The organism is Micromonospora profundi (genome assembly GCF_011927785.1).
Taxonomy (GTDB): domain Bacteria; phylum Actinomycetota; class Actinomycetes; order Mycobacteriales; family Micromonosporaceae; genus Micromonospora; species Micromonospora profundi.
Window position 1 is genome coordinate 6,503,208 of the sequence record NZ_JAATJK010000001.1, and the last position, 25,730, is coordinate 6,528,937.

31 protein-coding genes are annotated in these 25,730 nt (G+C 70.7%); 20 read left to right on the forward strand and 11 right to left on the reverse strand.

Translation table 11 applies throughout. The features are described from left to right. Positions 1-10 precede the first annotated feature (10 nt). From F4558_RS29125 to F4558_RS29135, 3 genes are all read right to left on the reverse strand, one after another. Positions 11-2,065 carry an amylo-alpha-1,6-glucosidase gene (locus tag F4558_RS29125; protein WP_167946855.1) on the reverse strand — a complete coding sequence of 685 codons (2,055 nt, stop codon included), beginning with the start codon at positions 2,063-2,065 and terminating at the stop codon, positions 11-13. Continuing rightward, positions 2,062-2,442, reverse strand: a complete 381-nt coding sequence (locus F4558_RS29130) for an SCP2 sterol-binding domain-containing protein (RefSeq protein WP_053654275.1) — start codon at positions 2,440-2,442, stop codon at positions 2,062-2,064. Before F4558_RS29130 ends, F4558_RS29125 begins: the two co-directional genes overlap by 4 nt. 81 nt (positions 2,443-2,523) lie before the next feature. Further along, positions 2,524-2,898, reverse strand: a complete 375-nt coding sequence (locus F4558_RS29135; RefSeq protein WP_053654273.1) for a DsrE family protein — start codon at positions 2,896-2,898, stop codon at positions 2,524-2,526. 12 nt (positions 2,899-2,910) lie between these two features. Here F4558_RS29135 and mtfM point away from each other — a divergent pair, with 12 nt between their 5' ends. Together mtfM and F4558_RS29140 are read left to right on the forward strand one after the other, a co-directional pair. Then, positions 2,911-3,015 carry a small membrane protein MtfM gene (gene mtfM / locus F4558_RS32025; RefSeq protein ID WP_053655014.1) on the forward strand — a complete coding sequence of 35 codons (105 nt, stop codon included), beginning with the start codon at positions 2,911-2,913 and terminating at the stop codon, positions 3,013-3,015. Between the two features lie 19 nt (positions 3,016-3,034). Next, on the forward strand, positions 3,035-3,625 hold the full coding sequence (locus tag F4558_RS29140; RefSeq protein WP_053654271.1) for a heme-binding beta-barrel domain-containing protein: 591 nt from the start codon (positions 3,035-3,037) through the stop codon (positions 3,623-3,625). A 3-nt stretch (positions 3,626-3,628) separates the two neighbouring features. Here F4558_RS29140 and F4558_RS29145 read toward each other — a convergent pair whose 3' ends face one another. Next, on the reverse strand, positions 3,629-4,510 hold the full coding sequence (locus tag F4558_RS29145; RefSeq protein WP_053654269.1) for an aminotransferase class IV: 882 nt from the start codon (positions 4,508-4,510) through the stop codon (positions 3,629-3,631). Between the two features lie 92 nt (positions 4,511-4,602). On the opposite strand from F4558_RS29145, the gene F4558_RS29150 reads away from it, so the two are divergent. From F4558_RS29150 to F4558_RS29165, 4 genes are all read left to right on the forward strand, one after another. Continuing rightward, positions 4,603-5,007: a Fur family transcriptional regulator gene (locus F4558_RS29150; RefSeq protein WP_082377401.1), complete on the forward strand. Its 405-nt coding sequence runs from the start codon at positions 4,603-4,605 to the stop codon at positions 5,005-5,007. Continuing rightward, complete coding sequence (gene ygfZ / locus F4558_RS29155) at positions 5,004-6,116, forward strand: CAF17-like 4Fe-4S cluster assembly/insertion protein YgfZ (RefSeq protein ID WP_053654265.1); 1,113 nt, start codon at positions 5,004-5,006, stop codon at positions 6,114-6,116. Before F4558_RS29150 ends, ygfZ begins: the two co-directional genes overlap by 4 nt. 23 nt (positions 6,117-6,139) lie before the next feature. Continuing rightward, a complete protein-coding gene (locus F4558_RS29160) occupies positions 6,140-6,967 on the forward strand; it encodes a beta-keto acid cleavage family enzyme (protein ID WP_053654262.1) in 828 nt (275 codons plus the stop codon). Between the two features lie 94 nt (positions 6,968-7,061). Beyond that, positions 7,062-8,021, forward strand: coding sequence for an asparaginase (locus tag F4558_RS29165; protein WP_167946857.1), 960 nt, complete (start codon positions 7,062-7,064; stop codon positions 8,019-8,021). 242 nt (positions 8,022-8,263) lie between these two features. Here the strand turns inward: F4558_RS29165 and F4558_RS29170 are convergent, their stop codons facing one another. Beyond that, positions 8,264-9,061: an alpha/beta fold hydrolase gene (locus F4558_RS29170; protein WP_167946859.1), complete on the reverse strand. Its 798-nt coding sequence runs from the start codon at positions 9,059-9,061 to the stop codon at positions 8,264-8,266. Between the two features lie 113 nt (positions 9,062-9,174). On the opposite strand from F4558_RS29170, the gene F4558_RS29175 reads away from it, so the two are divergent. The 6 genes from F4558_RS29175 to F4558_RS29200 all read left to right on the forward strand — a co-directional run bounded on the left by F4558_RS29175 (position 9,175) and on the right by F4558_RS29200 (position 13,584). Then, positions 9,175-9,792 carry a helix-turn-helix domain-containing protein gene (locus F4558_RS29175; RefSeq protein ID WP_167946861.1) on the forward strand — a complete coding sequence of 206 codons (618 nt, stop codon included), beginning with the start codon at positions 9,175-9,177 and terminating at the stop codon, positions 9,790-9,792. Then, on the forward strand, positions 9,789-10,592 hold the full coding sequence (locus F4558_RS29180) for a hypothetical protein (RefSeq protein WP_167946863.1): 804 nt from the start codon (positions 9,789-9,791) through the stop codon (positions 10,590-10,592). The genes F4558_RS29175 and F4558_RS29180 overlap by 4 nt, the downstream gene beginning before the upstream one ends. Positions 10,593-10,663: 71 nt before the next feature. Next, the gene (locus tag F4558_RS29185) at positions 10,664-10,978 is read left to right on the forward strand and encodes a DUF2516 family protein (RefSeq protein ID WP_053654252.1); all 315 of its coding nucleotides are present in this window, start codon (positions 10,664-10,666) and stop codon (positions 10,976-10,978) included. Continuing rightward, the gene (locus F4558_RS29190) at positions 10,975-11,862 is read left to right on the forward strand and encodes an alpha/beta fold hydrolase (RefSeq protein WP_053654250.1); all 888 of its coding nucleotides are present in this window, start codon (positions 10,975-10,977) and stop codon (positions 11,860-11,862) included. Before F4558_RS29185 ends, F4558_RS29190 begins: the two co-directional genes overlap by 4 nt. 11 nt (positions 11,863-11,873) lie before the next feature. Continuing rightward, positions 11,874-12,611 carry an alanyl-tRNA editing protein gene (locus F4558_RS29195; RefSeq protein WP_053654248.1) on the forward strand — a complete coding sequence of 246 codons (738 nt, stop codon included), beginning with the start codon at positions 11,874-11,876 and terminating at the stop codon, positions 12,609-12,611. A gap of 58 nt (positions 12,612-12,669) precedes the next feature. Continuing rightward, on the forward strand, positions 12,670-13,584 hold the full coding sequence (locus F4558_RS29200) for an SDR family oxidoreductase (protein WP_167946865.1): 915 nt from the start codon (positions 12,670-12,672) through the stop codon (positions 13,582-13,584). On the opposite strand, the gene F4558_RS29205 is transcribed toward F4558_RS29200, so the two are convergent. From F4558_RS29205 to F4558_RS29225, 5 genes are read right to left on the reverse strand one after another with little or no spacing between them, the layout of a single operon-like run. Further along, positions 13,575-14,579, reverse strand: coding sequence for a helix-turn-helix transcriptional regulator (locus F4558_RS29205; RefSeq protein WP_053654244.1), 1,005 nt, complete (start codon positions 14,577-14,579; stop codon positions 13,575-13,577). The genes F4558_RS29200 and F4558_RS29205 overlap by 10 nt on opposite strands. A gap of 24 nt (positions 14,580-14,603) precedes the next feature. After that, entirely contained in the window at positions 14,604-15,245 is a 642-nt protein-coding gene (locus F4558_RS29210; protein WP_306273345.1) for a response regulator, read from the reverse strand. Continuing rightward, a complete protein-coding gene (locus tag F4558_RS29215; protein WP_053654242.1) occupies positions 15,242-16,510 on the reverse strand; it encodes a sensor histidine kinase in 1,269 nt (422 codons plus the stop codon). Before F4558_RS29215 ends, F4558_RS29210 begins: the two co-directional genes overlap by 4 nt. Before the next feature lie 11 nt (positions 16,511-16,521). Continuing rightward, positions 16,522-17,256 carry an ABC transporter permease gene (locus F4558_RS29220; RefSeq protein ID WP_167946867.1) on the reverse strand — a complete coding sequence of 245 codons (735 nt, stop codon included), beginning with the start codon at positions 17,254-17,256 and terminating at the stop codon, positions 16,522-16,524. 12 nt (positions 17,257-17,268) lie between these two features. Beyond that, entirely contained in the window at positions 17,269-18,177 is a 909-nt protein-coding gene (locus F4558_RS29225) for an ABC transporter ATP-binding protein (RefSeq protein ID WP_167946869.1), read from the reverse strand. A 171-nt stretch (positions 18,178-18,348) separates the two neighbouring features. Here F4558_RS29225 and F4558_RS29230 point away from each other — a divergent pair, with 171 nt between their 5' ends. The 8 genes from F4558_RS29230 to F4558_RS29265 all read left to right on the forward strand — a co-directional run bounded on the left by F4558_RS29230 (position 18,349) and on the right by F4558_RS29265 (position 24,812). Continuing rightward, entirely contained in the window at positions 18,349-19,146 is a 798-nt protein-coding gene (locus F4558_RS29230; protein WP_245241372.1) for an ABC transporter ATP-binding protein, read from the forward strand. Then, entirely contained in the window at positions 19,143-19,904 is a 762-nt protein-coding gene (locus F4558_RS29235) for an ABC transporter permease (RefSeq protein WP_167946873.1), read from the forward strand. Before F4558_RS29230 ends, F4558_RS29235 begins: the two co-directional genes overlap by 4 nt. Before the next feature lie 43 nt (positions 19,905-19,947). Then, complete coding sequence (locus tag F4558_RS29240) at positions 19,948-20,745, forward strand: MerR family transcriptional regulator (protein WP_167946875.1); 798 nt, start codon at positions 19,948-19,950, stop codon at positions 20,743-20,745. A 39-nt stretch (positions 20,746-20,784) separates the two neighbouring features. Then, a complete protein-coding gene (locus F4558_RS29245; RefSeq protein ID WP_053654232.1) occupies positions 20,785-21,615 on the forward strand; it encodes an EI24 domain-containing protein in 831 nt (276 codons plus the stop codon). Position 21,616: 1 nt separating this feature from the next. Then, positions 21,617-22,132: an O-acetyl-ADP-ribose deacetylase gene (locus tag F4558_RS29250; protein ID WP_167946877.1), complete on the forward strand. Its 516-nt coding sequence runs from the start codon at positions 21,617-21,619 to the stop codon at positions 22,130-22,132. 169 nt (positions 22,133-22,301) lie between these two features. Beyond that, a complete protein-coding gene (locus F4558_RS29255) occupies positions 22,302-23,432 on the forward strand; it encodes an ABC transporter permease (RefSeq protein ID WP_053654228.1) in 1,131 nt (376 codons plus the stop codon). Further along, positions 23,429-24,160, forward strand: a complete 732-nt coding sequence (locus tag F4558_RS29260) for an ABC transporter ATP-binding protein (RefSeq protein ID WP_053654226.1) — start codon at positions 23,429-23,431, stop codon at positions 24,158-24,160. The genes F4558_RS29255 and F4558_RS29260 overlap by 4 nt, the downstream gene beginning before the upstream one ends. Positions 24,161-24,227: 67 nt before the next feature. Beyond that, complete coding sequence (locus F4558_RS29265) at positions 24,228-24,812, forward strand: TetR/AcrR family transcriptional regulator (RefSeq protein ID WP_167946879.1); 585 nt, start codon at positions 24,228-24,230, stop codon at positions 24,810-24,812. Between the two features lie 21 nt (positions 24,813-24,833). Here the strand turns inward: F4558_RS29265 and F4558_RS29270 are convergent, their stop codons facing one another. Next, positions 24,834-25,730 carry a GNAT family N-acetyltransferase gene (locus F4558_RS29270; RefSeq protein ID WP_167946881.1) on the reverse strand — a complete coding sequence of 299 codons (897 nt, stop codon included), beginning with the start codon at positions 25,728-25,730 and terminating at the stop codon, positions 24,834-24,836.

Genomic DNA, 25,730 nt, shown 5'->3' on the forward strand with positions numbered 1-25,730 from the left:
CCAACTCCGGTCAGCTGTCGGTCGCTCCGCCCTGCGAATCGCGGCTGCGACCCAGGGCGTCCACCCGGCCCCAGCGGCCGGGAATGTCCAGCAGCTCGATGCGGCCCATGCCCGGTGGCACCGCCGGGTCGATGATCAGGTGCTCACCCTGCGGCTCCAGCCCCAGCATCACCCGCAGCAACAGCAGCGGGGTGCCCGTCGACCACGCCTGCGGGCTGCACGCGGTCGGATACTCCACCGGATAGTCGGTGAGGTCGCGGGCGTAGCCGGCGAACGCCTCCGGAAGCCGACCCCCGAAATAGCGGGACGCCGCCAGCATCGCGTCGCAGATCAAGCCGGCCTCCGCGCGGTATCCGTACCGCCACAGGCCCCAAGCGATGATCGAGTTGTCGAACGGCCAGACGGTGCCCACGTGGTAGCCGATCGGGTTGTACCGGCCCTGGTCCTCGGCGAGGGTCCGCACGCCCCAGCCGGAGAAGAGGCGCGGCCCCAGCAGATGCCCGACCACCTTGCCGGCCCGGCTCTCGTCGACGATGCCGCTCCACAACAGGTGCCCGATGTTCGACGTCAACGCGTCCACCTGGCGGCCGTCGGCGTCCAGCGCGAGCGCGTAGTAGCCCCGCTCGGCGATCCAGAAGTCGTGGTTGAACCGCTGCTTGAGATCGGCGGCCTCCCGCTCCAACCGGTCGGCGAACTCGGGATCGTTCCAGAACGTCCGGGCCAACCGGGCGGCCCGGATCTTCGCGTCGTACGCGTAGCCCTGCAACTCGCAGGTAGCCCGGGGAAAGCCGGGCAGTTGGCCGTCGGCGTACGAGATGGCGTCCCAGGAGTCCTTCCAGCACTGGTTCTGCAGGCCGCTGCTCGGGTTGCGGGTCTGGTACCAGAGGTAGCCGGTGCCCAGCAGATCGCCGTACGTGTCGATCCACTCCAGTGCCGCGCGGACCTGCGGTTCCAGCCGACGGATCAGCGCGGAGTCGCCGGTCCAGCGCTCGTACTCGTCGATGAGGATGATGAACAGCGGCGTCGAGTCGGCCGACCCGTAGTACGGCGAGTGCGGCTGCTCCTCGAAGCCTGCGGTTTCGCCGTAGCGCAGCTCGTGCAGGATCTTGCCGGGTTCCTCGTCCCGGAAGTCGTCCACCCGGTGTCCCTGAAGACCGGCCAGCATCAGGATGGTGGGCGGGATCAGCTCCGGTAGGAACGGCACCACCTGCAACGAGGTGAAGATGCTGTCCCTGCCGAACAGCGTCATGAACCAGGGCAGCCCGGCGGCGATCAGCCGTACGCCCAGGGTGATCGACTCGTAGCGCAGGGCGGCCAGGTCGTTGAGGCTGCACCGGTACGCCCCGGCCAGCGGCTCGCAGTCGCAGCCGAGCTTCGGCGCCCTGTCGATCAGTTCCTGCTGCTCGACGCGGATGACGTCCGCGCTGCGGCCGCCGCCGAACGGCAGGGTGGCCCGGATGTCCTCTCCCCGCGCCCCGTAGACGACTGTCGATACGCACAGCCTGGTGGTCCACTCGCCCTTGGCATCGACACGGATGTCGAAGGTCATTCCGGAGGCGTCGACCTGCGCGGGCATGCTGGAGGCGACCACCGTCTCCCGGTGGAACGCCTCCCGTCGATAGGTGAACCGCAGCTCGTTGTCGGTAACCGAAACCGTTGTGCGGCCCTGCTTCTGCCGGGCGTGCTTGATCTCGAACAGGTCGGCGAAGTCGCTGCCGATCTCCAGCCGGACTGTGAACTCGACCTGCTTGCCGGAGTGGTTCAGCACGGTCAGCTCCTCCTCGAAGCTGCCGCCGATCGACCGGCTGCGGATCACCGACGCCTTGGCGTCCAGGTAGTGGGTGGGCTCGCCGGGGGCGAGGAAGAACTTCGTCCGGTACGACTCGCGGTCGTCCATCGAGAGGGTGTGCAGCCGCTCGCCGTTAATCTTCAGAACCCAGCTGGACAGAAAGCGTGTGTCGAAGGAGAACAAGCCGGTCGGGAAGTCGTACGACGGCTCGATGTCGCCCGCCCGGTCGCTGACCAGGAAGGTGTTGCCATCGAGGATGCTGACGAGATCCTTCACGCCAGCCGCCCGGCTGCCCTTCGGGCCACCTCACGGGGGTCGCGGGTGCCGGGCGGGTTCGGGAAGAAGCGACGGAAGGCCAGGAAGAGCACCACGTTGCCGCTGAACGTGCTCTCGTTGCGCAGCACGGCGGCGATCCCCTGGGCCTCGCCTGTGATCAGCTTGTCGAACAGGGCCGCACGGCAGTACCAGATGGCGTCGGCGGGCCCCCGTTCGCGGGCGCTCCGCACCGCACCCGGTTGCATCCGTACCAGCCAGTGCTCCGACTGCTGGCCGTCCTCGAGATCGATCTGAAGGGTTCCTTCGACAAGGCCACGCAGGATCGTGGGGCCACGAGCCGGCAGTGATTCGAAGAACCTCTCCGTCGCCTCGGTCACCTCCGAATCGTAGGCAGCCGGTGGGGTCGCCGGGCCGGTATCCGTACTCCGTCGGCCTGTCCCGTGGCGGCGCGCGGGCGGTCAGTAGACGAGCGCCTGTGCGCCCTCTGCCATCGCCTCTTCGACGAACGCCGCAGCACCGGCGATCCGGACGCCGGGCAGGACGTCGTCCGGGCCGATTCCCCGGCGGGCCGCGCACTGGGTGCAGGCGGTCACCCGGCCACTGGTGAGGATGACGTGCAGCAGCTCGGCCAGCGGCGCGGAGTGCGGCAGCTCGAATTCCTGGGCGCGGCCGGGCAGCACGAACCAGGTCGACTCCCCGGTGAGCCAGAGCGAGACGTCCACCCCGGCCGCGACCGCCGTGGCGGCGACAGTGAACGCCTGCGCGCACCGTTCCGGGGCGTCCGCCCCTGCGGTGGCCTTGACGACGAGAGAGCGGGCCATGACGCCCAGCATAGGATGGGCTGGATGGTTACCGAGATCGGGTTCGTCAGCCTGCTGGTCGCCGGCCTGGGCGGGCTCGCCGGTGGCCTGCTGTACCTTGCCGTACGCATTTCGAGAGGACGCTGGTGAGCGCGAGGAGTGAGCCGGGTTGAGCGACGAGAACCCCCTGCAACCACCGTGGCTGAACGCGCCGCCGGTCGAGGAGTACCCGTACGAGGAGAGCTACGACCTTCGGGTCGGGCCCAAGCTGCACCCGGCGCTGGACGGCCTGCTGCCCTACGTCGGGCTCTGGCGTGGCCGGGGCAAGGGTGGCTTCCCCACCATCGAGGACTTCGACTACGCACAGGAAATCCGGATCAGCCACGACGGCCGGCCGTTCCTGCACTACGAATCCCGTGCCTGGCTTCTCGACGAGCAGAGCAGGCCGGTGCGCCCGGCGGGTCGTGAGGTTGGCTGGTGGCGGCCGGTGATGGTGGACGGTCGGGCCACCGACGAGCTGGAGGCGCTGATCACGACCCCCACCGGTGTGATGGAGCTGCATCTCGGCAAGCGCACCGGCACCCAGGTCGAGTTCGCCACCGACGCGGTCGTCCGGTCGCCGACCGCCAAGGAGGTCACCGGAGGGCGCCGCCTCTTCGGCATCGTCGAGGGCGCGCTGCTCTACGCCCAGGAGATGGCGGCCATGGGGCACCCGCTCAGCCCGCACCTGTCCGCCCGGCTCATCCGGGTCGGCGGCTGACGCTCAGTCGACGGGAAAGCCCAGCAGGGCGTGCAGGGCTGGGGTGCGAGGGCAGTGGTCCCGACGCACCCCGTCCAGCACCCGGACCTCGGTGAGCCCGCGCACCGAGGAGCTGAACCACACCCCGTCGGCGGCGTGCAGCTCCTCCGGCGTGACCATCCGTTCGGCGGCGTCCAGGCCCAGCTCGCCGGCGTGGGCGAGCAGCCACGCCACTGTCGTGCCGGGCAGGATGCCTGTGGTGGCGGCCGGCACGGTGCAGAGCGTGTCTCCGGTGAGCCACACCACGTTGGCGGTGGGCCCCTCCAGGGCGTACCCGTCGGAGGAGAGCCAGAGCACGTCGTCCACGCCGGCCAGCTTCGCCCAGCGACGGGCGGCGGTGTTCACCGCGTACGACGTGGACTTGATGCCTGCCGGCAGCCAGTCCAGGCCGGTCCGCGCGTCGGCGGGGATCCCCAGCGGCAGGAAGGCCACTGTGATCCCGGTGCGCCGGGTCGCCTGGGACGCCGCCGCCACCTCGGTAAGCGTGGCGTAGACGGTCGGTGGGCCGCCCGCCTCCGAGCCTCTGGTGCACACAAGCCGTAGCGCGCCCTCCACCTCTGCCGGCCAGCCCGCGCGCACAGTGTCGAGCAGGTCGATGAGCGCGTCGGTGGGGGGCAGGTCCAGGTCGACGGCGGCCGCCGCGGTGGCGAGCCGGGCCAGGTGCTCGTCGCGCAGCCACGGCCGGCCCTGGCGCAGATGCATGGACTCGAAGAGCCCGTCGCCGCGCAGAACGCCCAGGTCGTCGCCCCTCAGGACGGGCTCGTCGGCAGGGATGAGACCCCGCCCGAGTACGGCGAGGCGGGCGCTCGCTGTGGTCGGGGTCGTGCCGGTGGGTGACGTCACCATGACCGTCGAGCCTAGCGGCGGTCGGTCGCGGGCAGGAGGGGTCGCGATTGCCGAACTATGATCGGACGGTGTCCGAATCCTCGCTCGCGGAAATGCTCCGAGCCCGCGGCCTGCGGCTGACAGCCCAGCGGCAGCTCGTCCTCCAGGCGGTGCTCGATCTGGGCCATGCCACGCCGGAGCAGGTGCACACCGCGGTCCGCGAGGTCGCCGCCGGAGTCAACATCACCACCATCTATCGCACGCTGGAGCTGCTGGAGCGGCTCTGCCTGGTGACGCACACCCACCTGTCGCACGGTTCGCCCACCTACCACGCGGCCGGTGAGCACCAACACGTCCACCTGGTCTGCCGGGAGTGCGGCGCTATCGACGAGATCGAACCCGAGATGCTCCGGCCGCTTGCCGACCAGTTGGCCACGCAGCGGGGTTTCCAGGTGGACATCGGGCACGTGTCACTCTTCGGCGTCTGCGCACGCTGCCAGAACGGGGACCAGAAATGATCGACATCGCGGGCGCGGTGGCCGTCGAGAGCATCGACGAGGCCACCCGCGACCAGCCGGATCCGGCGCACGTCGCGGCCGGGGTACGAGGGGTCGCCGCCCACTACGGCGACCCGCTGCGTGAGCAGCGCATCCTGGACACCGAGGTCGGGCTCGTCGACAGGTCGCACCGGGGTGTCGTCGCGGTGCCCGGCGAGGAACGGGCCAGCTGGCTGCACACTGTCACGTCGCAGCATCTGACGACGCTTGCCGCGGGCGAAGGCACCGAGCTGCTGGTGCTGTCCCCGCACGGCCACATCGAGCAGCACGCGTTTGTCGCCGAGGACGGCGAGACCACCTGGCTGGACACCGACCCCGGAGCGACCGAGGGCCTGCTCGGCTATCTGGAGAAGATGCGGTTCTTCAGCAAGGTCGAACCCCGCGACGCCACCGCCGAGCGCGCGCTGCTGTCACTGGTCGGTCCGGCGGCACCGGACGCCCTGGCCACGCTCGGGGTGACCGGGCTGGCAGCCCCGGACCTGCTTCCCGTGCCCGGCCCGAAGTTCGTCGCCGGCGCCGTCCCACCCCGGGCCGGCGTGCGGTACGACGTCCGACCGCTGCCGGCTGGCGGCTGGGCTCGGAGGGGGCCGCTCGGGGTGGACCTGCTGGTGCCCCGCCCGGCGATGGAGCAGGTGGTGGCGGAGCTTCGCGGCGCAGGCGTACCACTGGCCGGCCTCTGGGCGTACGAGGCGATCCGGGTGGCCGCCAAGCAGCCCCGGGTCGGGGTGGACACCGACCACCGGACCATCCCGGCCGAGGTGGATCTCATCGGCCCGGCGGTCCACCTGGACAAGGGCTGCTACCGAGGTCAGGAGACGGTGGCCCGCGTCCACAACATGGGCCGGCCGCCGCGTCGTCTGGTGCTGCTGCACCTGGACGGGGTGACCACCGATCAGCCACCGACCGCCGGTACGCCGGTGACCCTCGACGGCCGGACTGTGGGTTTCGTGGGCACCGCCGTGCTGCACCACGAGTTGGGTCAGGTCGCGCTCGCCGTGTTGAAGCGGAACGTCCCGGATGACGCCGCCCTCATGATCAACGAGACCGCGGCAGCGATCGACCCGTCCTGAGCGAGCCGTCTAGGATCGCCGGCATGACGACAGGAACGTTGATCACGGTGGCCCCGACCGGCGCGGAGTCGGCCAAGGCCGAGGTGCCGGCGCTGCCGGTGACGCTCGACGAGCTGCTGCGCACCGCCAAGGAGTGCGAGGCACTCGGTGCCGCCGTGATCCACGTCCACATCCGTGACGAGGCGGCGCGGCCGACCCTCGACCCGGTGCGCCTGGCCGAGACCGTTGCGGCGTTGCGGGAGAGCACCGACCTCATCGTGCAGCTTTCGTCCGGCGGCGCGGTGACCGACCCGGAGGCGTCCCGGCTCGCAGTGCTCGACGCCCGCCCGGACATGGCCTCCTGCACCATGGGCACCGTCAACTTCGGCGACGACGTCTTCCTCAACCGGTGGGAGTTCATCGTCGATCTGCACACCCGTATGCAGGAGCGGGGGATCGTGCCGGAGTACGAGATCTTCGACCTCGGTCACCTGTCGGCGTTGCAGCGGCTGCTCGGCAAGTACGGGCTGCCGGCCGGTGGGCACGTGCACGTCGACTTCGTGATGGGTGTGCCGGGCGGGATGCCGGGCACCACCGAGACGCTCGTCGCTGCGCACCGGATGTTGCGGGACCTGCCGGAGGGCACCACGTTCTCGGCGACCGGTGTCGGTCGGAGCACGATCCCGGTCCTGCTGGCCTCGCTGTCGACAGGCGGGCACCTGCGCGTCGGCATGGAGGACACAGTGACGTACGCCAAGGGGCGCCCGGTGGAATCCAACATGCAGCTGGTCGCCCGTGCGGTCGGCTTCGCCCAGCTCGCCCAGCGGCCGCCGCTTACCACGGTCGAAGCTCGTACCCTGCTCGGGTTGTAAGGCCGGCCCCTGTCCTACGCCCCTGTCACCCGGGCGGTGGAAAGCCTGGTCACCCCGCCGCCGTGCGGTCCCGGACCGTCGGTACCGTCCAGCCGTGGCAAAGACGTACGAGGGCGGCGTGCCGCTCGCCGAGGTGGTCCGCTCCGGGTTCGTGGAGGGCGCGCACCGCGGCTCGGTGGTGGTGCTGGACGCGGCCGGTGTGCCGGTGGCCGCCGCCGGGGATGTGACAGCACCCATCTTTCCCCGCTCGGCAAGCAAGCCGATGCAGGCGATCGGAATGCTCCGCGCCGGCCTGTCGCTGACCGACCCGACCGACCTGGCACTGGTCTCGGCCAGCCACGCGGGTGAGGCGTTCCACCTGGAGCGTGTCGGCGCTCTGCTGGACAGTGCGGGGTTGGACGCGTCCGCGTTGCACTGCCCGCCCGACCTGCCGGCCGGTGCGGCGGCCCGGGAGGCGGTACTGCGCTCCGGTGGCGGCCCCTCCAGGGTCCAGATGAACTGCTCGGGCAAGCACAGCGGAATGTTGCTGACCTGCCAGGCCGCCGGGTGGCCGCTGGACGGCTACTGGCGGCCGGAACACCCGTTGCAGCAGCGGCTACGGGCAGCCATCGAGGAGTTCACCGACGAGCCGGCGGCGGCGGTGGGGGTGGACGGTTGTGGTGCCCCGGTGCTCGCGGTGTCGCTGACCGGCCTGGCTGGCGCGTACCTCAGGCTTGTCGATGCCGAGCCCGGCTCGGCGGCGCGCGCCGTCGCCGACGCCATGCGTGCCCATCCGGAGATAGTCGGCGGCAGCCAGGCCGACGACACCCGGTTGATGCGCGGCGCCCCGGGTCTGCTCGCCAAGGTCGGCGCGGAGGGCGTGTTCGCGGTGGGACTGCCGGGCGTCGGAGCGGTGGCCCTGAAGATCGACGACGGGGCCGAGCGGGCCCGGATGCCGGTGCTGGTGTCGGCGCTGCGCCGGCTCGGCGTGGACGCTCCCGTGCTGGCCGAGTACGCCGAGGTGCCTCTCTTCGGCGGCGGCGTCCCGGTCGGCGCGGTCCGCGCGCTCTGGTGAGCGAAGGGCGGGCCCCTTCAGGCGGGGAAATGTGCCCCTGCCTGCGTGTGCGGTGCGGTAGGCAAGCGCCAGCGTAGGCACCGCCGGCCGCCGCCGGGGCGGAGGCCATGAATGGGCCTGATGCCTCAGAGGCATATTGATGACTCTGAGGCATCAAGCTTGTTCGGGTGACAGGGCGCCGAGCTGCGGCTCTGGAGCGGACGGCGCCGAGGCGTTCCTGGAGGGCATCGATGCGGTGTGGATCAGCTCAGGAAGTCGAGCACTGCGGCGTTTACCGGCTCGGGGCGCTCCAGCGGCAGCAGGTGCGCGGCGTCCGGTACGTCGGGCAGCCGTACCGCGTCGGGCACTTCGGCGGCGATCCGGTCGGCGAGCCGGCGGATGTCCGGCACGTCGGCCGCGCCGGCGGTGACCAGGACGGGCACCCGTAGCTCGCCGAGACGGTCGATCGCCGGCGGTGTCAGCTCGCCCACCTCGACCGCGCCGAGGGCCAGTTCGGCGGCGAGCGCGCGCTGATCCATCTCCTGCGCGAACGCGATCAGGTCGCTGTCGACGTCGGACGGCTGGCGGGCCGGGCCGACCACCCAGAACCGCACCTCGCCTGCCGCCCCGGCGGTGAAGTCGTCGGGGTCGACCTCACCGACGAGGTCGTCCCACAGGTCATTGGCCTCCTCGGACCACTCGTTGCCGGACACCGCCGTGCCGAACAGTGCGAGCGCGGTGACCCGGTCCGGGTGTGCGAGCGCGGTGTCGATGGCGACCGACCCGCCGAAGGAGCAGCCGACCAGTGCGGCCCGGGGAATGTCGAGCGCGTCCAGCAGGCCGGCCACGTCGTCGTGGTGCGCGAACGGCGTCGCCGGCAGTTCCGAGTCTCCGTACCCGCGCAGGTCGAGGGCGATCACCCGGTGCCGGGCGGCGAGCGCGGGCAGCACGCCGCGCCACATGCGGCGGTCGGCGATGCCGGCGTGCAGCAGTACGACGGGGGTGCCGGTGCCGGCCTCGTCGTACGCGAGGGCTGCACCGTTGATTGTGATCTTGTGCACGGAACGGACCGTACGGAACGGACGAGTGGCGCGCAAATGGGATGTTGAGACGTTGCTAACTCTGGTTAGCGTTTTGCTTGCAGGAGTTAGCAGCGCGGATTAGCGTCTGGGTCATGGCCACACCCAAGGATCTCCCCGACGTTGGCGGGTTCATTCGTGATCTGCGGCGTAACGCCAAGATCTCGCTGCGGCAGCTCGCCGACCAGGCGGGGGTCAGCAATCCGTACCTCAGCCAGATCGAGCGTGGCCTGCGCAAGCCCAGCGCCGAGGTGCTCCAGCAACTGGCGAACGCGCTACGGGTCTCCACGCCCGCCATGTACCTGCGGGCGGGGCTGCTCGACGACAAGGAGGGGCACGGCGTGCTCGCCTCCATCGCAGTGGACCCCGACCTGACGATGGCCCAGAAGCAGTCGCTGACCCAGATCTACGAGACTTTCCGACGGGAGAACGCGCGGCTGGCCGAGGCCCAGGCCGCCGCCGAGGGCACCCGCACGGACACCCCGGACACCACTGGCGACGCGACCGGGCCGACCGCCCCGACCGACGTCGTCGATCAGCCTGCGGACGTGGCCAACCTGGCCGCGACCGGCCCCACCACTGCCGGTGGCACCCCGACCGAGGCCGTCCTCGAGTCGGTAGCCGTCACCGAGGCGGGCACCGCTCCCGCTCCGAAAAGCACAAACACCCCTGAGAAGAAGGCCGCCCCGACGGCCGAGGAGGAGACGTCATGACCGAGCCGAAGACCAACCGCATCCCTGCCCCGATCTACGCCGCCGCAGGCGTTGGCGAGCTGGCCTTCGAGCAGCTGCGCAAGCTGCCGTCGGTGGTCGGTGTCCTCGGCACCCGGGTCGTCGCCGACCTGGGTGGTCGGGCGGTCCTGACCGGTTTTGAGCTGCGCCAGAAGGCCACCGAGACGCTGCGTACCGCGAACGAGACCGCGGAGACCCTGAAGGGCCGCGCGCAGGCCGAGTTGGACCTGGCGAAGCTGCGCGAGTCCGCCGACCTGGCAAAGCTGCGCGAGGTCGCCGACCTGGACAAGCTGCGCGAGGTGGCCGACCTCGACAAGCTGCGCGCCGCCGCGACCCGCAACGCCGCCGTTGTCGTCGCCAGCGCCCACGCCGCCCAGGAGCGGGCGTTCGCCGCGTACGGCGCGCTCGTCGCCCGCGGTGAGCGGGTCGTCGGCGCCGGTGTGCTGGAGGCCGCCGAGACGGTGAACGCCGACATCGAGGCCACCGAGGGCCTGCCGGCCACGACCGCCACGCCGACCGCCGCCACCCCGGCTGTGACCGCCGGCACCACGACTGCGGCGACTGCGCCGACCGAGGTGCCGACCCCGGCCGAGGTGGCCGAGATCGTCGAGGCCAAGCCGGCCGCAGTCAAGAAGGCCACCCGGGCGAAGGCGGCCAAGCCGGTCGCCACCTCGACCGCCAAGACGGCCGCTGCTCCGACCACCAAGGCTGCCAAGTCGGCCGCTACCCCGTCGGCGAAGCTGCCCCGGGCCACCAAGCGGACCCGCCCGGCCGCCGAATAGTTCGCGACGTCGACGGTCCCGGCGGCGTCCTTGTCGGACGTAGCCGGGGCCGTCGACATAAGCTTGCCGGCATGGCCAACGCTGCGCCGATCTTCGCGTTCGAAGTCCGCTACGTGATCGAGCTGATCCTGCTCGTCTTCGCGCTGATCATCCAGGGCGTCGCGCTGGTGCACGCCGTCACCCAGCGATCCGACGGTTTCTCCGCCATCGGGACGCTGCCCAAGGGTGGCTGGATCGCCATCCTGGCGGTCTGCCTCGTGCTGACCCTGCTCGGCTTCGGTCCGATCAGCCTCTTCGGACTGATCGGCATCGCCGCCGCACTCATCTACCTGCTCGACGTCCGGGTCGGCCTGCGCGACCTCACTGACGGCAAAGGGTTCTGGTGAGAGGTTTCCGTTGGCCGCCGCCGCCCGACGGAGGCCCCCGCACCTGGGGGCCGGGTCCGGGCGGGCCGCGTACCGGTCGGCCGGCGCTGCCGGAGCCGGAGACCGAACTGGTCGCCACCCCGCACGGCGTGCGGCTGGAGCGGCTGGTCACCGGCACCGGTGATCCGGTCACCGTGTTCGCGCACGGGCTGGGCAACGGGATCGCCACCACCCGACCGTTCGGCAGCGGGGTGACCGGCCGCAAGGTGTTCTTCCAGTTCCGTGGGCACGGCCGCTCCGAAGCGCCGGACGGCCCGTGGAACTACCTGGACCTCGCCCGGGACCTGCGCGCCATCGCGGACCTCGGCGGTGCCAGCCGGGCGTTCGGGGCGAGTCTCGGCGCCGGCGCGCTCTGCCGGTTGCTCGTCGAGAGCCCGGAACGCTTCGAAAAGCTCGTCTTCTTCCTGCCAGCGGTGCTCGACAAACCGCGTGGCCCGGTCGCCCGGGAGCGGCTCACCGCTCTGCTCGAAGCCGTGGAGAGCGGGGATGCCTCGGCGGTCGCCGACGTCGTCTCGCTGGAGCTGCCACCGGCGGTCCGCAACACCCCGGCCGGCTGGGCGTACCTGCGTCAGCGGCTCGACCAGTTGCTCCGCGACGGCCTGGCCGACGGACTGGCCACGTTGACGGAGCAGGCGCCGCTGCGCGACGCTTCCGCCCTGGCGGCCGTCGACGCACCGGCGCTTGTCATCGGCTGCGCGGGCGACGACCTGCACCCGGTCGAGGTCGCCGAGCAGCTCGCCGCCGCGCTGCCCCGGGCCACCCTGCACGTGTACGACAGGCCGGGCGTGCTCTGGTCGGAACGCGCCGATCTGCGGGGCCGCGTGTCCGGGTTCCTCAACGAGTAACGTCCCCGGTCATGGGCGTCACACAACACGGCCGGACGCACCGGCTGGACCTCGCCGACCCGACCCTGCGCGAGTGGACCTGCACTGTCCTGCACTCCGACCCGGAGCAGGGCATCGTGCTGGACCGTTCGGCGTTCTACCCGGGTGGCGGCGGTCAACCACCGGACCACGGGGTGCTGCTCTGGCAGGGCGTGCAGACCCGGATCGTCGGCACCCGCAAGGGCGACGACCCCTATCTGATCCCCGCCGAGGGTGACCCGCTGCCACCGGTCGGCACCGAGGTCGTGGGCGCCGTGGAGGACGACCGGCGGACCCGACTGATGCGTACCCACTCCGGGCTGCACGTGCTCTGCGGCGTGGTGTTCCGCGACTTCGGTGCCCTGGTCACTGGCGGCAACATGGAGCCCGGCGAGGCCCGGATGGATTTCAACCTCCCCGAGGTGCCACCCGACTTCAAGAGCCGGATCGAGGAGTTGGTCAACGCCGAGGTGGCCGCCGACCGGTCGGTCGCCACCCGGGTGCTGCCGCGTACCGAGGCGCTGGCTCTGCCGGACATCATCCGTACCCAGTCCAACCTCATCCCGCCGGACGAGCAGGAGGTCCGGATCGTCGACATCGTCGGACTGGACGTGCAGGCCGACGGAGGCACGCACGTCGCGTCCACAGCCCAGATCGGCAAGGTGCAGGTGGTCAAGGTGGAGAGCAAGGGCCGGGCCAACCGCCGCGTCCGCGTCAGACTGGTGGACTGAGCAGCACGATCGGTAATTCGGACGGCGGGTGTCAGCTTTTGCTGATTACGTCGCAGGCATGACACCACCGCTCGAAGGAAAGATCGCGCTCGTCGCCGGGGCGACCCGGGGTGCGGGCCGACAGATCGCCGTCCAGCTCGGGGCGGCCGGCGCCACCGTCTACGCCACGGGCCGTAGCAGCCGTGCCGGCCGTTCCGAGATGGACCGACCGGAGACCATCGAGGAAACCGCCGAGTTGGTCACCGCAGCCGGCGGTACGGGCATCGCGGTACGGGTCGACCACCTGGTGCCCGAGCAGGTCCGTGACCTCGTCGCCCGGATCGACGCCGAGCAGGGCCGTCTCGACGTGCTGGTCAACGACATCTGGGGAGCCGACCCGCTGGTGACCTGGGAGAAGCCGGTCTGGGAGCAGCCGTTGGACGCCGGTTTCCGCACCCTGCGGCTGGCGGTCGACACGCACATCATCACCAGTCACTTCGCGCTGCCGCTGCTGATCCGCAACCCCGGTGGTCTGGTGGTGGAAATGGGCGACGGGACGAAGGCGTACAACGACAACAACTATCGGCTGTCGGTCTTCTACGACCTCGCCAAGGTGTCGGTCAACCGGCTGGCCTTCAGCCAGGCGCACGAGTTGAAGCCGCATGGCTGTACGGCCGTGGCGCTGACCCCAGGGTGGATCCGTTCCGAGGCGATGCTGGAGCACTTCGGCGTGACCGAGGACAACTGGCGCGACGGCGCGGCCACCGATCCGAACTTCCTCATCTCCGAGAGCCCGGCCTTCGTTGGTCGAGCGGTGGCAGCCCTCGCCGCCGACGAGGACAAGGCCCGCTGGAACGGCAAATCCGTCGACGCGGGCAGCCTGTCCAAGGTGTACGGCTTCACCGACCTGGACGGCAGTCAGCCGGAGGGCTTCCGGTACATCGTCGAGGTGGTCGACGCGGGCAAGCCGTCGGACGTCACCGGCTACCGCTGACCCTGCGGATCGTCACGGCGTGCCGGGCCGGCGTACCGTGCGGCGGCCCGGCGTGCCGCGTCGGCCATCCGCTCGCGTAGCTCCGGTGGGTCGAGCGCCTCGACCTCCGGCCCCAGCGCGAGCAACTGGGCGTAGGCGACATCGGTCGATTCGACGGGCAGCCGGGTCACCACCCAGCCCTGCTCGTCGCTGCCGCTGGCGGCGGCGAGCACATCTTCGTACACCATTGGGGCATCGACCAGGCGCCGGAGCTGGCGCAGGCCGGCAGGGCTGAGCCGGACGGTGACCTCGGCCCGCAGGATGGTCCGCAGGAACGATCCGGCCTGCTCCCGCCAGTGCCCGGCCAGGTCGAAGCCCTCGTCCCGGTCGAACGTCTCCTCGCTGACGTCGACGCCTGTCACCCGGTCCACCCGGTAGGTGCGGTGGCCGTCGTCGACCCGGCCGACCAGGTACCAGATCCCACTCTTGAGCACGAGCCCGTACGGTTCGACGCGGCGGGTGACCTCCCGCTCGCCGCGCCGGTACCGCAGGTCCACCACCCGGTCCCGCCAGGTCGCGCGGGCCAGCTCGGTCAGCCCCGGCGGTGGGGACGTCTCCCGGAACCAGCCCGGCGCGTCCAGGTGGAAGCGTTGCCCGGCGCGGGCCGGGGCGTCCCGGAGAGCGGGCGGCAGCGCGGCGAGCACCTTCAGCTCGGCGGCGGCGACCGCGTCGGCGAGCCCCATCTCGCCGGCAGGTCCGGGCAGCCCGGCGAGAAAGAGCGCCTCCGCCTCGTCCCGACTCAGCCCGGTCAGCCGGGTCCGGTAGCCGCCGAGCAGGCGGTAGCCGCCGGCCCGGCCCCGATCGGCGTAGACCGGGACGCCGGCGGCGGAGAGCGCCAGCACGTCCCGATAGACGGTCCGCTCGGACACCTCCAACTCCTGCGCCAGCTCGCCCGCTGTCATCGACCCACGTGCCTGCAACAGCAACATCAGGGAGATCAGCCGGGATGCGCGCACCCGCCCATCCTGCCTCGGCGTCGCTCACCGTCCGCCGGGGGTGAGCAGCCCTCTGTCGTACGCGACGGCCACGGCGGCCGCCCGGTCGTTGACGCCGAGCTTGGCGTAGACGTGCAGCAGGTGGGTCTTCACAGTTGCCTCGCTGATGAACAGGCGGGCTGCCGCCTCCCGGTTGGAGGTGCCCTTCGCCACCATTGCCAGCACCTCAAGCTCGCGGTGGCTCAGCGGTTCCTCGGCGGGCGCGCGCAGCCGGCCCATCAACCGGCCGGCCACGGATGGGGAGAGCACCGCCTCACCCCGGGCGGCGGCCCGTACCGCCCGGACCAGCTCCTCGCGGGGCGCGTCCTTGAGCAGGTAGCCGGTGGCACCCGCCTCGATCGCCGGCAGTACGTCGGCATCCGTGTCGTACGTCGTGAGCACCAGCACCTTCGCCGGGCTGCCCGAGCCGACCAGCCGGCCGATCGCTGTCACCCCGTCCATTCCGGGCATCCGCAGGTCCATGAGCACCACGTCGGGTCGACTGTTCGCGGCCAGCGCGAGGGCTTCGGCGCCGTCGCGGGCCTCGCCGACCACCTCGAAGTCGGGGTCGCCGGTGAACATGCCGCGCAGCCCGTCCCGGACCACCGGATGATCGTCGACGATCAGCAGCCGGATCGGCAGGCTCACCCGGCGCTCCCGGCCAGCGCGGGCACCGACGCCGACACGGCGGTGCCGCCCCCCGGCTCGCTCTCCACCGCCAACTCCCCGCCGACCTGGGTCACCCGCTGCCGCATCACTGTCAGACCGTAGCCGCCAGCTGGCTGGCGGGCGGCGAGCGGCTCGACGACCGTGAAGCCCACCCCGTCGTCGCGGATGTCAAGCGTCACCACGTCCCCCATGTACGACAGGGTGAGCCCGACGCGGGACGCGCCGGCGTGCCTCGCCACGTTGGCCAGGGACTCCTGGGCGGTCCGCAGCAGTGTCACCTCCACCTCGGGGTGCAGCGCGTGGGCCTGGCCGGTGACGCTGACCTCGGCGCGTACGCCGTGCAGGGCCGACCAGCGTTCGCCCAGCTCGACGAGGGCGTCCGGCAGTCGGGCCGTCTCCAGCGACTCCGGACGGACCGCCCGTACCGAACGGCGGGCCTCGGTGAGGCTCTCCCGGGCCAGCGCGAGCGCGTTGTCCACGTGCCGACGCCAGTCTGCGGACCGGTCGCGGGTCTGCTCGGCCGCCTCCAGTTGGGTGATGATGCCGGTCAGCCCTTGGGCCAGCGTGTCGTGGATCTCCCGCGCCATCCGTTGACGCTCGTCGAGCACGCCGGCCTCCCGGGCCTGGGTGAGCAGTTGGGCGTGCAGCCCGGCGTTCTCCCGGACGGTGTCGGTGAGCTGGCGGTTGGCCTCGCCGAGTTCCGCCATCAGTCGCTGGCGTTTGGCGTCCTCCTGTTCGCCGACCATCGCGAACCAGCTCACCGAGCCGGCCGCTCCCAGGTTGAAGAGCACGAGCACCAGCCAGAGCGGCCAGTGCGACAGCGCTATCGCCAGGCCACCGCCCTGGGAGGTGGCGACGAGGGCGGCAGTGGTGGTCACCCCGGCGATCCGCCAGCGCTTGGGCAGCACCGGAAAGGCGTGGATGTAACCGACCCAGGCGAAGAAGCCGTACCACGGACTGGCCGCCACCAGCACGGCGGCGAACGCGAGCAGCCCGGCGTAGTAGACCGCCATCAGCTTGAGCCGGCTCTGCCAGCCGGGGTGCAGGGTGACGAACCAGGCGATCCAGCACCCCGTCGCCACGGCGACGGCGAGGGTGGGCCCCGCCCCGAGGCCCTTTGGTGTCGGGACGACGAGGGCCAGCAGGGTGCCCAGAACCAGTCCTCCATAGGGGAGTACGCGGAAGACACGTGCCTCGCGCTCTCGCCAATTGGTCAGACGGTCCGGCCCATCGCTGCTGGTCATCGAATCCCCGCTCACTCCCAGCGGAACAGCTTTGCTGCCACCGAACCGACGAGCACTGTGATCACGGCCATTATCGCCAGGTGCAGCGGTTGCGGGGAGTCTCCGGTCCAGGCGTCGAGCAGTGCCTGCACGCCGGGCGGCGTGTAGTCGCCGATCCGAGCCAGGAAGTCCGGCAGGAGGAACCGGGGCAGATAGACGCCGCCGAAGAACATGCTCCCCATGAACACCGGCACGGCGAGGGCCTGCGCCGCCTTCGTCGTGCGGGCCACCGCGGCCACCAGCAGGCCCAGCGCGAGCAGCGCCGCCGTGCCGAGGGTGAGGGCAAGCGTGAAGCCGAGTGGATGTCGGGGCAGCGGCACGTCGAAGGCCAGCCGGCCGACGACGACGAGCAGCACGGCGCTGGTCAGGATGGTGGCGAGCGAGATGACCAGTTGGGCGGCGAGCAGTGCGGCCGGGTGGGCCGGCGTGGTGGCGAGCCGACGCAGCACCCCACGTTCCCGGTAGGTGGCGAGCACTGTGGGCAGGATGTTCACTGCCGCCATGGCGACAGTGATCACCAGCAGCGACGGGACGAAGTACTCGATGAAGGTCCGGTCGCCGAATATCGGGTCCGGCCTACGCAGCGCCGGAATGAATCCGAACACCACGAGCAGCGCGAGCGGCAACGCGATGGTGGTCAGCGGCGCGGCGGGGTCCCGCAGGAACAGTCTCGTTTCGATCTTGAGGATCTGCCCGAAGGCGCTCATTGTCGTCTTCCCTCACTCGGCGGGCCGGTGCCCGGTCAGCTCGACGAAGGCGTCGTCGAGGGTGGACTGCTCCAGCCGTAGGTTGGCGGCGACGATCTGGTGGCGGGCGAGCGTCGACGCGACAGCGTGCAGCAGGTCGCCCGTACCGGTCACCACCACCTGGCCTCCGGAATGGTGCACGGCACTGACCTCGGGCAGACCGGTGAAGAGTTCGTCGTCCAGGGGAGCGGACGGCCGGAACCGGACCCGCTGCTCCGGCACTACCGTCGACACCAGACCGGCCGGGCTGTCCAGCGCGACCACCGACCCGCGGTCGATCACGGCGACCCGGTCGCAGAGCCGCTCGGCCTCCTCCATGAAGTGGGTGACCAGCACGATTGTCACGCCGCTCTCGCGTACCTGTTCGATGAGCGCCCAGGTGTCCCGCCGAGCCTGCGGGTCCAGCCCGGTGGTGAGCTCGTCGAGGATGGCGATCTTCGGGTTGCCGACAAGGGCCAGCGCGATGGAGAGCCGCTGCTTCTGACCGCCGGAGAGCTTCTTGTACGCGGTGTTCCGCTTCTCGCCCAGGCCAAGCTTGTCGATCAGTCGGGCCGGGTCGGCTGGGTTCCGGTAGAACGACGCGTAGAGCTCCAGCGCCTCCGCGACGCGCAGCCGGTCGGGCAGTTGGCTCTCCTGAAGCTGCACCCCCACCTGCTGGCGGAGCTGGTTCGCGTCTTTGCGGGGGTCGAGCCCGAGCACCGAAACCGTGCCGGAGTCCGGGGTCCGCAGCCCGGAGACGCACTCCACCGTTGTGGTCTTGCCGGCGCCGTTCGGCCCGAGGATCCCGAAGATCTCTCCCGCCTCCACCGCGAACGACACGTCGTCCACGGCCACCAGGTCGCCGTATCGCTTGTGCAGACTGGTCACCTCGATGACCGGCATCGCCCCGCCCTCCGCCGTCGTATCCGTGCCCCCTCAGCCTGCTGGCGGCGGCCGGACGGCGGATCGACCGGCAGTTGGTGATCTTTCGGGCCCCGGTTGATGCGGCCGATCCACCAACTGGTTGATGTCGGCTTGACCTTGACGCTGCGTCAACCCTCCATGCTGACCGTCATGAGCATTACGCCGGCAACCGGTCAGGTCGAGCAGACCGCCATCTCCGTACAGGGCCTGGAGAAGTCGTTCGGGCAGGTCAATGTCCTGCGGGGCGTGGACCTCGACGTGGCCCGGGGCGACATCTTCGCCCTGCTCGGCTCGAACGGCGCCGGCAAGACCACAGTTGTGAAGATCCTGTCCACGCTGCTCCGGGCCGACGCCGGGACCGCCCGGGTCAACGGCTTCGATGTACGGACCCAGGCCGCCGACGTACGCGCTGCCATCAGCCTCACCGGGCAGTTCGCTGCGGTCGACGAGATCCTCACCGGGCGGGAGAATCTCGTCCTGGTGGCCCGGCTGCGGCACCTCCCGGGCCCGGGTGCGATAGCCGACGACCTGCTGAGGCGCTTCTCGCTGACCGAGGCGGCCAACCGCAGGGTGGCGACGTACTCCGGTGGTATGCGCCGCCGCCTGGACATCGCGATGAGCCTCATCGGGAATCCGCCTGTCATCTTCCTCGACGAGCCGACGACCGGGCTGGACCCGGAGGCGCGCATCGAGGTGTGGCACGCCGTCAAGGAACTCGCCGAGGGCGGCACGACAGTGCTGCTCACCACCCAGTACCTCGACGAGGCCGAGCAACTCGCCGACCGGATCGCGATCCTGCACGAGGGCCGGATCGTCGTGAACGGCACCCTCGACGAGCTCAGACAACTCCTGCCACCCGCCGAGATCGAGTACGTCGAGAAGCGGCCGACCCTCGAGGACGTCTTCCTCAGCCTCGTCGGCACCAGAACGGACAAGGGGCAACGATGAACAAGCACTTCCTCGGCGACACCGCCGTCCTGCTGGGCCGTTCCCTGCGGCACATCAGCCGCAGCCCGGACACCATCATCACCACAGCTGTCATGCCGATCGCCTTCATGCTGCTGTTCGTGTACGTCTTCGGCGGCGCGATCGAGACCGGGGCCGACTCGTACGTGAACTACCTGCTGCCCGGCATCCTGCTCATCACCATCGCCTCGGGCATCTCGTACACCGCGTTCCGGCTCTTCCTGGACATGCAGGGCGGGATCTTCGAGCGCTTCCAGTCCATGCCGATCGCCCGGCCAGCCGTGCTGTGGGCGCACGTCCTGACCTCGCTGGTCGCCAATGTGATCTCACTCGTGGTCGTCGTCCTGGTCGCCCTGGCCATGGGCTTCCGCTCGGGTGCCGGAGTGCTGGCCTGGCTCGCGGTCGCCGGCATCCTCATCCTGTTCACACTGGCGCTGACCTGGATCGCCGTGATCCCGGGCCTCAGCGCGAAATCCGCCGACGGTGCGAGCGCGTTCTCCTACCCGCTCATCTTCCTGCCGTTCATCAGCTCGGCCTTCGTGCCCACCGGCACGATGCCCGGCCCGGTACGCGCCTTCGCCGAGCACCAGCCGGTGACCTCCATCGTCAACGCGATCCGCGACCTGTTCACGTCTCAGCCGGTCGGTGCCGACCTCTGGACGGCCCTCGCCTGGTGCGTCGGCATCCTCGTCGTCGCGTATCTGTTCGCCACCATGTCCTACCGGCGCCGGATCTCCTGAACAGGGGCGTCGGACCGGGTCGGTCGAGGGCAGGATCTGGGGCATGCTGACGATCGGGCAACTCGCGGCGTACGCGGGCGTCACGGTGCGGGCGGTGCGGCACTATCACCAGATCGGGCTGCTGCCCGAGCCGGAACGGGACGCTTCGGGTTACCGCCGTTACGGCGCGACAGCTGTCGTGTCCCTCATCAAGATCCGTACGCTCGCCGACGCCGGTGTGCCGCGGTCGCAGATCAGCCGGATGCTCGAAGCCGACGCGGAGGGCTTCGCCGAGGCGGTTCGGGCGATCGACGACCACCTGCGCGACGAGATCGAGCGGTTGGAGACCAGCCGCAGGCACATCGCGCAGCTCAGTGCCGGTGACAGCCTGGCGCTGCCGCCGGAGGTGGCCTCCTATCTGGATCGGCTGCGCCAGATCGGGGCGTCGAAGCGGATCGTCGAGGCCGAACGGGACGGGTGGATCCTGGTTGCGGCGCGCTGGCCCGACCGCATCAGCGAATGGATGCCAGCGAAGGTCGCCGAGCTGGACGACCCGCAGATCGTCCGGCTCTACCAGCTGTTGTCGGAAATCTTCGACACCACGGAGGACGACGACTCGCGGATGGCGGAGGTCGCCGACATCATGGCGTCCCTGGCCGAGCAGGCGTACGACGCCGGAACTGTCGTTGCCGGCTATGAGGCCACCGACGACCTCCCGCATGACCTGATCGACGCTCTCGCTCTGGAGTCCGACCCGCGGGTCGAGCGACTGTGGGAGCTGATGCGCGAGCGTGGCTGGTCCGGTTGGAACAGGATGGAGCGGCTGTCGCCGCCGCCCGACCCACCTCCGGTCGCCTGCTAGACCGGCGTGCCGGGCCGCGCTCATCTAGGCTCTTCGCTCGTGGATGTCAGCAGCATCGCCCGCCCGGTCACCGGGTCCCTCGGCCGGTTCCTCTCCGGAGCGGGCCTGCTCCTTCGTGGCCTCGGCCTCTATGTGCGCAGCCCCGGTCTGATGCTGCTGGGCGTCATACCGGCGCTGATCTCCGGCGTGCTGTTCCTCGGCGCGTTCGCCACCCTCGTGTGGTTCGTGGACGACCTGGCCGCGCTCGTCACGCCGTTCGCCGATGACTGGTCGGGCACCGTACGCAGCCTGGCCCGGGTGATCGCCGGAGTGGCCATCCTGGGCATCGGTGGGCTTGTCGGTGTGCTCACCTTCACGGCGGTCACACTTGTCATCGGCGACCCGTTCTACGAGAAGATCTCCGAGCGGGTGGAGGAGCGGTACGGCGGCACGCCGAACGCGGTGGAGGTGCCGTTCTGGCCGTCGCTGCGCCGCAGCCTCGCCGACTCGGCACGTCTGGTAGCCCTCTCCCTGCTCGTCGGTATCCCGCTCTTCGTGGCCGGTTTCATTCCGGTGGTGGGGCAGACGGTGGTGCCGGTGATCGGGGCGGCGGTGGGTGGCTGGTTCCTCGCCGTCGAGTTGGTCGGCGCGCCGTTCTATAGGCGGGGCATGCGGTTGCCGCAGCGCCGGGCGATCCTCAAGGCCGACCGGCCCACAGCGCTGGGTTTCGGGGTGGCGGTCTTCCTCTGCTTCCTCATCCCGCTGGGTGCCGTGCTGATCATGCCGGCGGCGGTGGCGGGCGCCGCCCTGCTGGCCCGCCGCTCGCTCGGCCAGTCGATCGACGGTCCGTTGTCCGCGCCGCCTTCCGGCACACCGGCCGTGGAGGGCTGACGTGGAGATCGTCCTGGTCGAGGGGGACATCACCGTCCAGCGGGTGGACGCCGTCGTCAACGCGGCCAACTCGTCACTGCTGGGTGGCGGCGGGGTCGACGGTGCCATCCACCGGCGCGGCGGCCCGGCGATCCTTGAGGAGTGCCGGGCACTGCGGTCGTCCCGGTACGGCCGGGGCCTTCCCACCGGACAGGCGGTGGCGACCACGGCCGGTGAGCTGCCGGCCCGCTGGGTGATCCACACCGTCGGGCCGGTCTGGTCGGCCGACGAGGACCGCTCGGCGCTGTTGCGGGACTGCTACGCCAACAGCCTGCGGGTGGCCGACGAGTTGGGCGCTGCCACGCTCGCCTTCCCGTTGATCTCCGCCGGCATCTACGGCTGGCCTGTCGACGACGCTGTCGGTCAGGCGCTGTCGGTGCTGCGCGCGGCCACGCCCGCAAACGTCGCCGAGGCGCGCCTGGTGCTGTTCGGCGCGGACACCCACGCCGTGGCCCGCCGCGTCCTCGACGCCGCCTGAACCCTCACCGCTGCGGCAGCGCCCGTGATCACGGCTGCCCGTTGTCGCTCCGCCATGCCGTTTCCGCAGGCCGCGGTGTGGCGGGGGAGACAGCCACCTCGTCGTCTTTGCCGACAAGGTGTTGATAACATGTCGACATGATGTCGACAATCCACGAGGGTGGGCGCTGATGTTCCTCGCGATACGTGAGTTGAACTTCGCCCGGCTGCGGTTCGTTCTGATGGGTGCTGTGATCGCGCTGATCGCCGTCTTGATGGTGATGCTGTCAGGGCTGTCGGTGGGGCTGGTCCGTGACGGTGTGTCCGGGCTCCAGAACCTGCCGGTCACCTCATTCGCCTTCGCGAAGGACGTCCAGAAGGACTCCGCGTTCTCCCGTAGCGTCGTGGACCTGTCGGCCGTGGAGACGTGGGCTGCCCAGCCGGGAGTCGCGGACGCGACGCCTTTCGGCAACACGCTCGTGAACACGCGTACCGACCGGGGAACCGAGGTGGACCTGGCGCTGTTCGGCGTCCTGCCCGACTCGTTCCTGTCGCCCTCGGTCAGCCAGGGCGACCGGTTGGGCACGGCGGACGGGATCGTGGTGAGCCCGACCGCACTGGACGCGGGCTTGCAGATGGGTGACATCGTCACCATCGACCGGCTCGGCACGCGGTTGCGGGTCGTCGGTGTCACGGAGCAGCAGGACACGTTCGGGCACGTGGACGTCGCGTACGTGCCGTTGGCGGCATGGCAGGCCATCAAGTCCGGTACCCCTCCGGAGGCCGAGTTGCCGCAGCGCGCCGCAACGGAGATCACTGCGGTGGCGATCCGCGCGGAGGACGGGAAGTCCCTCGACATGGCCGCCGGTGACACCGCCGCGGGCACCGAGAGCCTGACCCTGAAGGAGTCCTACGGCGCCTCGCCGGGCTACACCGCCGAGACGACGACCCTGCAACTGATCCAGGGATTCCTGTACGCGATCTCGGCGCTGGTGGCCGGAGCGTTCTTCGCCGTGTGGGCGATCCAGCGCAAGCCCGAGGTGGCCGTTCTGCGGGCACTCGGCGCCTCGACCGGCTGGGTGTTGCGGGACGCGCTCACGCAGGCGTTCGTGCTGCTGGCTGCCGCCGTCGCCATCGGTGTCGGAGTCGGCCTCGCGCTCGGCGCCCTCATCACGGGCAGCGGCATTCCGTTCGCGTTGAGCATGCCGAGCATCTCCGTCGCCGGTGTCGGCCTCATCGTCCTCGGCCTCATCGGAGCCGGTGCTGCCGTCATCCGCATCACCTCCGTCGACCCGGCCACCGCTCTGGGAGGTAACCGATGAGCAGGCATTCCGCTTCGACCGCCGCGACCACACCCACCACCGACGCAGCCGAGCGTCTCGGGCTGGTGATGCGTGCGGTGTCCCTGCGACACGGCAACGCCGCCGAGACCGTGCAGGCGCTCGACAACGTGGATCTGACAGTGCGACCCGGCGAACTCGCCGCCGTCGTGGGTCCGTCCGGCGCCGGCAAGTCCAGCCTGCTCGCCGTCGCGGGTGGCCTGGCCCGGCCCGACGAGGGCACTGTCACGGTGGCCGGTCAGGACATGACCGTGCCGAGTCGCCGCACGCGGACGGCCCTGCGCCGCAAGCACGTGGGCTTCGTGTTCCAGTCGGGCAACCTGCTGCCTGCGCTGACCGCCGCCGACCAGCTGCGGTTGCCGCTGCACCTGGGGCCGCGATCGGAGCGGTCCGGTCGGGACCCGCTGGAGTTGCTGGCGGACGTCGGCATGGCCGACAAGGCCGATCGTCGCCCGCACCAGCTGTCGGGCGGCGAGCGCCAGCGGGTCGGCATCGCCCGTGCGCTCGTCACCGAGCCGAGCGTGCTGCTCGTCGACGAACCGACCGCGGCTCTGGACCGGGCACGCAGCCACGACATCGTGAAGCTCCTGGCCCATGAGGCCCGGCAGCGTTCGGTCGCGGTGGTCATGGTCACCCACGACCACGATGTGCTGCACTACTGTGACACCGTCTACGAGATGGTCGACGGCAAGCTCGCGGCCACCAGCTGAACGACGACGGCAGGGTGCGGGCGGGGCGCAGGAGAAGGTCACGTCCATCCGGAACAGGGAGGACGGCGTGCCGAAGATCCAGGCTCCGACCGTCGTCGAGCACCGGGCATCCCAACGCGCCGCGTTGCTCGACGCGGCCCGCACCCTGCTGTCAGAACACCCCGAGCGGATCCCTGGCCTGGGCGAGGTCGCCCAGCACGCCGGCCTCGCCCGATCCAGCGTCTACTCCTACTTCAAGTCCCGCGCCGACATGTTCGACGCCCTGGTCACCGACACGTTCCCCCGCTGGTCGGCCTACGTCGAGAAGCGCATGGACGCCGCCACCACACCCGGGCAGAAGATCCAGGCGTACGTGGATTCCAACCTGCAACTGGTTGCCCGGGGCGACCACGCTCTGGCCCGCGCCCTGGCGTCGGCAAGCAGCAGCGAGGCACTCGCCAGCTCCAGCCGACTCATGCATGACCGCCTGGAAGCCCCGCTGCGCACCGCGCTCACCGACCACGGCTCCTCGGACCCGGTCCGGATGGCCGAGCTGGTCCAGTCGATCGTCTACGCCCTCAGCCGGATGATCGAGGGCGGGCTCTCCCTGCGGGCGGCTACCCGCCTCGGCCGCGAACTCCTCAGCCCGTACCTCGACGGCGGCAGAGCCTGAGGCCGGTCGCCGCACCTGACGTCAGGTCAGGTCGGCCAGGCAGGACCACTGGGCCGCGACCGGCAGGTAACCCAACCGGGCGTTGATCGCCAGCATCGGCGCGTTCGCCTCGTCGTTCGACGTGTACGCCACGCGGACACCCGCGGCGGCGGCCCGATGCAGCGCCGCCGTCTTGGCAAGCCGGGCAAGCCCGCGACCCCGGTACGCCGGGACACTCGCTGTGAAATCCGACCACATCCGGTCACCGTCGCGCTTGACCAGACTGAAGGCGGCCACCTCGCCGTCGACCTCGGCGGCAGTGCTTGCCGTCTTGTCCAGCCCGACGTTGTCCCACACGTCGTACTGCCAGCTCTGGTAGCTCATCGCGTCCACTGGCACGTCGCCCGGTTCGTCGACGGCCGCCGCCACGTCCGCCGCGTAGATCAGATGCGGGTCCAACTCGGCGATCGGGCGCAGGCGTACACCCGGGGGTGGATCGGGAAGCGCGGACAGCGAGTCGAGGTCGAGGGCCGAATACCGCATCTCCCGGCTCGGCTCGAAGCCGTGCCGGCGGGCGAAGGGCAGCGCCTCCGGCTGCGCCCAGGCCCGGACCCGGCGGACGCCCAGCGGGACGAGGTGCCCGGTCGCGGCAGCCAGCAGCGCGGTGCCGATGCCGCGCTTCCGGTGCTCGGGGTGGACGTGCAGCAGGCTGATGTTGCCGAAGTTGGCCGTCGAGGTCGTGTTGTCGCGCTCAGCGGTCACCCAGCCGACCACCTGGCTGTCGACCTCGGCCACCAGGGCGGTCCAGCCCGGGGTGGGCGGCGGTTCGGCGATCATCCTGCGGGTCGACTCGACCCCGCGTACCAGGTACGGGTAGACGGTCGCCCGCAGCGCCACCACGGCCGGCGCGTCGTCGGGCTGCGCCACACGGATCCGCAC

Bases quoted from the DNA above. Each gene is read 5' to 3' on its own strand.
- F4558_RS29135 (WP_053654273.1), bottom strand. From the start codon at position 2,898: ATGCTGGGCGTCATGGCCCGCTCTCTCGTCGTCAAGGCCACCGCAGGG.
- mtfM (WP_053655014.1), top strand. From the start codon at position 2,911: ATGGTTACCGAGATCGGGTTCGTCAGCCTGCTGGTCGCCGGCCTGGGC.
- F4558_RS29145 (WP_053654269.1), bottom strand. From the start codon at position 4,510: ATGGTGACGTCACCCACCGGCACGACCCCGACCACAGCGAGCGCCCGC.
- F4558_RS29150 (WP_082377401.1), top strand. From the start codon at position 4,603: ATGCTCCGAGCCCGCGGCCTGCGGCTGACAGCCCAGCGGCAGCTCGTC.
- ygfZ (WP_053654265.1), top strand. From the start codon at position 5,004: ATGATCGACATCGCGGGCGCGGTGGCCGTCGAGAGCATCGACGAGGCC.
- F4558_RS29160 (WP_053654262.1), top strand. From the start codon at position 6,140: ATGACGACAGGAACGTTGATCACGGTGGCCCCGACCGGCGCGGAGTCG.
- F4558_RS29175 (WP_167946861.1), top strand. From the start codon at position 9,175: ATGGCCACACCCAAGGATCTCCCCGACGTTGGCGGGTTCATTCGTGAT.
- F4558_RS29180 (WP_167946863.1), top strand. From the start codon at position 9,789: ATGACCGAGCCGAAGACCAACCGCATCCCTGCCCCGATCTACGCCGCC.
- F4558_RS29185 (WP_053654252.1), top strand. From the start codon at position 10,664: ATGGCCAACGCTGCGCCGATCTTCGCGTTCGAAGTCCGCTACGTGATC.
- F4558_RS29195 (WP_053654248.1), top strand. From the start codon at position 11,874: ATGGGCGTCACACAACACGGCCGGACGCACCGGCTGGACCTCGCCGAC.
- F4558_RS29200 (WP_167946865.1), top strand. From the start codon at position 12,670: ATGACACCACCGCTCGAAGGAAAGATCGCGCTCGTCGCCGGGGCGACC.
- F4558_RS29215 (WP_053654242.1), bottom strand. From the start codon at position 16,510: ATGACCAGCAGCGATGGGCCGGACCGTCTGACCAATTGGCGAGAGCGC.
- F4558_RS29220 (WP_167946867.1), bottom strand. From the start codon at position 17,256: ATGAGCGCCTTCGGGCAGATCCTCAAGATCGAAACGAGACTGTTCCTG.
- F4558_RS29225 (WP_167946869.1), bottom strand. From the start codon at position 18,177: ATGCCGGTCATCGAGGTGACCAGTCTGCACAAGCGATACGGCGACCTG.
- F4558_RS29230 (WP_245241372.1), top strand. From the start codon at position 18,349: ATGAGCATTACGCCGGCAACCGGTCAGGTCGAGCAGACCGCCATCTCC.
- F4558_RS29235 (WP_167946873.1), top strand. From the start codon at position 19,143: ATGAACAAGCACTTCCTCGGCGACACCGCCGTCCTGCTGGGCCGTTCC.
- F4558_RS29240 (WP_167946875.1), top strand. From the start codon at position 19,948: ATGCTGACGATCGGGCAACTCGCGGCGTACGCGGGCGTCACGGTGCGG.
- F4558_RS29255 (WP_053654228.1), top strand. From the start codon at position 22,302: ATGTTCCTCGCGATACGTGAGTTGAACTTCGCCCGGCTGCGGTTCGTT.
- F4558_RS29260 (WP_053654226.1), top strand. From the start codon at position 23,429: ATGAGCAGGCATTCCGCTTCGACCGCCGCGACCACACCCACCACCGAC.